General features: G+C 56.9%; 7 protein-coding genes, 1 tRNA gene and 1 pseudogene. 3 read left to right on the forward strand and 6 right to left on the reverse strand.

The genetic code is table 11. The features are described from left to right. Positions 1-31 precede the first annotated feature (31 nt). A tRNA-Arg gene (locus AC1DRJ_RS18980) sits at positions 32-108 on the reverse strand. Between the two features lie 275 nt (positions 109-383). On the opposite strand from AC1DRJ_RS18980, the gene folD reads away from it, so the two are divergent. Beyond that, on the forward strand, positions 384-1,238 hold the full coding sequence (folD, locus tag AC1DRJ_RS18985; RefSeq protein ID WP_477803501.1) for a bifunctional methylenetetrahydrofolate dehydrogenase/methenyltetrahydrofolate cyclohydrolase FolD: 855 nt from the start codon (positions 384-386) through the stop codon (positions 1,236-1,238). 155 nt (positions 1,239-1,393) lie between these two features. Here the strand turns inward: folD and AC1DRJ_RS18990 are convergent, their stop codons facing one another. Continuing rightward, entirely contained in the window at positions 1,394-1,618 is a 225-nt protein-coding gene (locus tag AC1DRJ_RS18990) for a hypothetical protein (RefSeq protein ID WP_477803507.1), read from the reverse strand. Between AC1DRJ_RS18990 and pbpG the strand changes: the two genes are divergently transcribed. Further along, complete coding sequence (pbpG, locus tag AC1DRJ_RS18995; protein ID WP_477803502.1) at positions 1,527-2,414, forward strand: D-alanyl-D-alanine endopeptidase; 888 nt, start codon at positions 1,527-1,529, stop codon at positions 2,412-2,414. The two genes, AC1DRJ_RS18990 and pbpG, sit on opposite strands and share 92 nt — an antisense overlap. A gap of 56 nt (positions 2,415-2,470) precedes the next feature. On the opposite strand, the gene AC1DRJ_RS19000 is transcribed toward pbpG, so the two are convergent. The 3 genes and pseudogenes from AC1DRJ_RS19000 to AC1DRJ_RS19010 all read right to left on the reverse strand — a co-directional run bounded on the left by AC1DRJ_RS19000 (position 2,471) and on the right by AC1DRJ_RS19010 (position 3,723). Then, entirely contained in the window at positions 2,471-2,677 is a 207-nt protein-coding gene (locus AC1DRJ_RS19000; RefSeq protein WP_477803503.1) for a hypothetical protein, read from the reverse strand. Between the two features lie 16 nt (positions 2,678-2,693). Then, the gene (locus AC1DRJ_RS19005) at positions 2,694-2,900 is read right to left on the reverse strand and encodes a DUF6021 family protein (protein ID WP_477803504.1); all 207 of its coding nucleotides are present in this window, start codon (positions 2,898-2,900) and stop codon (positions 2,694-2,696) included. A 95-nt stretch (positions 2,901-2,995) separates the two neighbouring features. Further along, a pseudogene (locus tag AC1DRJ_RS19010) lies at positions 2,996-3,723 on the reverse strand (peptidase C39 family protein). Positions 3,724-3,889: 166 nt separating this feature from the next. Here AC1DRJ_RS19010 and AC1DRJ_RS19015 point away from each other — a divergent pair. Then, on the forward strand, positions 3,890-4,060 hold the full coding sequence (locus tag AC1DRJ_RS19015; RefSeq protein WP_477803505.1) for a hypothetical protein: 171 nt from the start codon (positions 3,890-3,892) through the stop codon (positions 4,058-4,060). A gap of 74 nt (positions 4,061-4,134) precedes the next feature. Here the strand turns inward: AC1DRJ_RS19015 and AC1DRJ_RS19020 are convergent, their stop codons facing one another. Continuing rightward, on the reverse strand, positions 4,135-4,884 hold the full coding sequence (locus tag AC1DRJ_RS19020; protein WP_477803506.1) for a TerC family protein: 750 nt from the start codon (positions 4,882-4,884) through the stop codon (positions 4,135-4,137). Positions 4,885-5,019 lie beyond the last annotated feature (135 nt).

The following is a 5,019-nucleotide window of genomic DNA, read 5'->3' on the forward strand; positions in this document are numbered from 1 at the left end:
ATATTGCGCTACTTGTGCCAAAGCTGCCTAATGGCGCACCCGGCAGGACTCGAACCTGCGACCATCCGCTTAGAAGGCGGATGCTCTATCCAGCTGAGCTACGGGCGCCTTGTTAATTTGTACCCTTGGAGGACTACAAACTAAGTGCTTTCCAGTCTTGCAGAACCGTGGTCCCGCCTGACCTTCCTAACCAGTGCTAGGCTGTGCCCGACAAGTGCGACGAATAGTATAGAGCCCCCTGAAGGTCGTCAAATCCTTTTTAAAAAAAATTCATTTAATTAAAGGAGTTAGGGGAATTTGCAGACCAAGCGCCTTTGCCCTCACCTCATGACATGCGAGAATGCGTTCTCTTTTTTTCCCCTCTCGATGGTTAATCACGCGCAATGACTGCACAACTAATCGACGGCAAATCGATCGCCGCCAGCCTGCGCCAGCAGATCGCCAAACGAGTCACCGAACGTCGCGAGCTAGGCTTGCGCACACCCGGCCTCGCGGTGATCCTGGTCGGCAGCGATCCCGCCTCTCAGGTTTATGTCTCGCACAAGCGTAAAGACTGTGAAGAGGTCGGCTTTATATCCCAAGCCTACGACCTGCCTTCCGAAACCACTCAAGAAGCGCTGACCGATCTGATCGATCGTCTGAACGAGGACCCGGCAATCGACGGCGTTCTGCTTCAGCTTCCTTTACCCGAGCACCTGGACGCCTCCAAATTGCTGGAGCGCATTCGTCCGGACAAAGACGTCGACGGTTTCCATCCCTATAACGTCGGTCGTCTGGCCCAGCGTATTCCACTGCTGCGTCCATGCACCCCTAAAGGCATCATGACCTTGCTGGAAAGCACGGGGGTCGATCTCTACGGGATGGATGCCGTGATTGTCGGCGCGTCCAACATCGTTGGCCGCCCGATGGCGATGGAATTGCTGCTGGCCGGTTGCACCGTGACCGTCACCCACCGCTTCACCAAGGATCTGGCCGGCCACGTTGGACGCGCCGATCTGGTGGTGGTTGCCGCTGGCAAGCCAGGCCTGGTCAAGGGTGAATGGATCAAGGAAGGCGCAATCGTAATCGACGTCGGCATCAATCGCCAGGACGACGGTAAGCTGGTCGGCGACGTGATCTACGAAACCGCCCTGCCTCGCGCCAGCTGGATAACACCAGTACCGGGCGGTGTTGGCCCGATGACCCGCGCCTGCCTGTTGGAAAACACGCTGTACGCAGCAGAAACCCTGCACTGCTAAGCACCAAAGCAGAAGTAAATAGCCAGTTAAACGACCCCGCCGACGGCGGGGTTTTTTTTGCTCAAAGAAAAAGCCCGACCACCCGCCGGAAAATGACGTTTTTTTCACATTCCTGAAGACTTTCATCCCTTCCTGGAACAACCATCGACAGTTATTCAGCCATACTCCAGAATGTCGCGCTTTTTACGAAATAGCCCGTTACAAAACGGCTTAACAACACATAATGAGTCTGCCAGCGTGAAAATCCGTCTATCTATCCTGAGCCTATTTTTTGCAGTTACAGGAACTTTGATCACGCCAATCGCCACCGCTGGCGATACGACGGCCGCACCTCGAGACACGAAAAATCTTAAACTCGCTTCGGGCAGTTCGTTGGTCATGGATATGCAGACCAACAAAATCATCTTTGCCAGCAACCCTGACGTGGTGGTTCCAATTGCGTCCGTCAGCAAACTGATGACTGGCCTGGTCGTGGTTGAAGCCAATCAAAACATGGACGAATACATCAACATCAACATCGGCGACACGCCGGAAATGAAGGGTGTGTACTCCCGGGTCAAACTCAACAGCGAAATGCCACGCAGGGAGATGCTCCTGATTGCATTGATGTCTTCGGAAAACCGCGCGGCGGCAAGCCTGGCCCACCATTATCCGGGTGGTTATGCGGCCTTCATCGCCGCGATGAACGCCAAGGCCAGGGCGTTGGGCATGACCAACACCCATTTCGTTGAGCCCACCGGCCTGTCTCCGCGAAACGTGTCCACAGCCCGCGACTTGAGCAAACTGCTGGTTGCTGCGCATAAACACCCGCTATTGACCGAACTGAGTACTACCAAGGAAAAAATCGTGGCGTTCCGCAAGCCCAACTACAACTTGGCCTTCCGCAACACCGACCATTTGGTCCGCAAGCAGGACTGGGACATCCAGCTGACAAAAACCGGCTTTACCAACGCGGCGGGTCACTGCCTGGTGCTGGTTACCAGCATGGGTAACCGCAAGGTTGCACTGGTCATCCTTGACGCCTATGGCAAGTACACTCACTTTGCCGACGCTACCCGTATTCGCAACTGGGTAGAGTCCGGCAAGGGCGCAGACGTGCCGTCGGTAGCCTTGCAGTACAAGTCCGACAAGAACCTCAAAAGCCGTCAGACCGGGGTGATTGAAGCCTCCAAATAGGCAAGCCCCCACCCGGACAAGGCCCCGAATATTCGGGGCTTTTTATTAGGTGGAGATCAGTCGTTGGGCAGCGGCATCTGATCGTCATCCGGAATGCCGTCCCCGGCGCTCGGGTCTCTGGCATGCTCCGTCGGCACCACCACCGGCCTGGCCAAAGGATCGCGCAACGGGTTGTCCGGATCCATCACCGGGTCCAGGTCTTTCTCGGGAGTTGTCGGCACACTGTCCGGACGTTTGTCATCAAAACTCGAATCGGTAGACATAAGCACCTCATCAGGCTCAGGGTTTCAAATCGGCGAGAGGATCGTAAGGCTTAGCTGGCGCCTTTGAGTTGTCGCCGGGCTTGACGTCCCTGGGCGCTTTGGCGGGACCGATGGGATCGACTTGAGGATCGGCGAGGTCCGGCGAATCGGGGTCGAACCCCAATTCATCGCCCGAAGAATGCTCGGACGAGTGCGGGCCTTCAGGGGTAGCGGAATGTGCCATGAGCGCCTCCTTGGGAGTGGCCCGGACAAATCCGGGCGCTTTCCTTTAGAGAGCGAGTGCGCACGGCAGTGCCCTACAGAATGACGAACGGACGTTTACTGCGCAGTCAGGGCCTTCTTCGCCTGCGCAGCTGCTTGCTCCTGACCGGCCTGCCCCAGATCATTGGCCGCCTTCAGCCAACGCTGCTGATCGACGTTGGCCGGAATCTGATTCGGCTTCTGGATCAGCACGGCCCAGCCGCCAGCGTCCTTGAACGAGGATTCGAACGAACTGAAGCTCATCAAATCCCGACGATCCATCCCCACGCGTAGCAACACGGTCTGCTTCTTACGGTTGTAACCGGCGAGAATGGCATAACGAGGCTCAGACCAGAGCGCCGGGCCTTCGGTAAAGCGCACCATCACCGGATTGCCGGCGGCGACCTGAGTCAGCAGCGCGGGCAGATTACTGTCGAGGGGGTAGACCACCATCCCGTACTCGCAGGCGAGGTTCTGCATGTTCTGCGGCAACTGGTCTTCGGCACCCGGCAAATGCAGGGGTTTTTCGAGCAGGCCTGGGGTAATCACGATGCCCCGTTGCGCCAACAGGCTGGCCAGCACTTGCGGTCCGCTTTGATAGGCGTTCCCACGGTAGAACGTACCGCTAAGCTCCACCCGCTCCGGCAGACGCTGGATTTCAGGCGCAACGCTCCCGGCGCAACCTGCCAACCCGACAACGCAGCCAACCATCAGCACCGCCGCTCGAATTCGAGAAAATACCCGCTCCATCTTCACACTCTTGTTCAGACGCCAGGCAACAGGCTCCCGGCTTGGCCGTCGATCATAAGACGCCGCGTGACGGCGGTATAGCTTTAACCGGCAGTTGCGTGCTTTCGATAGAGCGAACTGGTTAGTGACAGGCGACCTTTGGTCAATTGCCTGACACACAGCACCGGCTAGACTGTTAATTGCAAAACGTGTGTGCCCGATGCAGGGCAAAGAGGAGGCACGATGAGCCTGGCAATGACGATCGTGATGTTGGTTTTCGGCTGGCTGGCCGTTGCCGCTGCCATGTTATGGGGAGTCCTGCGCATTACCCGGCGGCACCATCACCACCCGGTTCAATCGGCACCTGTGGCCGACAGCGAAAAACCGGCAGAACACCACGCCACCGCGCACTGAATAGCCCTTTCAGTCTAAAAAAAAAGGCCGCCTGAACACGTTCGTATTCAGGCGGCCTTTTCATTTATCGCCGATCAAGTTTCAGTGGCAATGCGCTTCTGCTTGGCGCGGCGCGACATCATGTTCAAGCCCTCGATCGTTGCCGAGAACACCATGGCCGCATAGACGTAGCCTTTCGGTACGTGGGCGCCAAAACCTTCGGCAATCAGCGTCATGCCGATCATGATCAAGAAGCCCAGCGCCAGCATCACCACCGTCGGGTTGTCGTTGATGAACTTGGCCAATGGATCAGCCGCCAGCAACATCACCAGCACCGACACCACCACCGCGATGATCATGATCGGCAAGTGCTCGGTCATGCCGACAGCAGTGATGATGCTGTCAATGGAGAACACCATGTCCAGCAGCAGGATCTGACCAATCGCCGCGGCAAAGCCCAGGGTCACGGTCGATGTCGCCGACTTCGGATCTTCCGGTGCCGGGTCCATGCTGTGATGGATCTCGGTGGTCGCCTTCCACAACAGGAACAGGCCGCCGGCAATCAGGATCATGTCCTTCCAGGAGAACGACTGACCAAGGATTTCAATCACAGGCTCCGTCAACTGGACGATGAACGCAATGGTGCTCAGCAGTGCCAGACGCAGGATCAACGCCATGCCAATACCGATGCGGCGAGCTCGCTGTCGATGTTGTACGGGCAGTTTATTGGTCAGGATGGAGATGAAGATCAGGTTATCGATACCGAGCACGATTTCCATCACCACCAAGGTGGCCAGGGCCACCCAGGCGGCAGGGCTTGCAGCAAGTTCTAAAAGGTATTCCATGGGTCAGTCCTGACTCGTATTAGACGTTAGATTTCCTGGGACGAAGATTCGGTTTTTTCTTTGTTTTCGCCCGATGGTTCTTTCTTGCTGATCATGCCACCAGTGGCGTCGCTGAGTGCTTGTTCGGCAGCCTTG

Source organism: Pseudomonas sp. P5_B2, from assembly GCF_056400445.1.

What these genes read in the sequence shown, in the direction of transcription:
- AC1DRJ_RS19020 (WP_477803506.1), bottom strand. Translation starts at nt 4,884, where the DNA reads ATGGAATACCTTTTAGAACTTGCTGCAAGCCCTGCCGCCTGGGTGGCC.
- AC1DRJ_RS19015 (WP_477803505.1), top strand. Translation starts at nt 3,890, where the DNA reads ATGAGCCTGGCAATGACGATCGTGATGTTGGTTTTCGGCTGGCTGGCC.
- AC1DRJ_RS19005 (WP_477803504.1), bottom strand. Translation starts at nt 2,900, where the DNA reads ATGGCACATTCCGCTACCCCTGAAGGCCCGCACTCGTCCGAGCATTCT.
- folD (WP_477803501.1), top strand. Translation starts at nt 384, where the DNA reads ATGACTGCACAACTAATCGACGGCAAATCGATCGCCGCCAGCCTGCGC.
- AC1DRJ_RS19000 (WP_477803503.1), bottom strand. Translation starts at nt 2,677, where the DNA reads ATGTCTACCGATTCGAGTTTTGATGACAAACGTCCGGACAGTGTGCCG.
- AC1DRJ_RS18990 (WP_477803507.1), bottom strand. Translation starts at nt 1,618, where the DNA reads ATGACCAACGAACTGCCCGAAGCGAGTTTAAGATTTTTCGTGTCTCGA.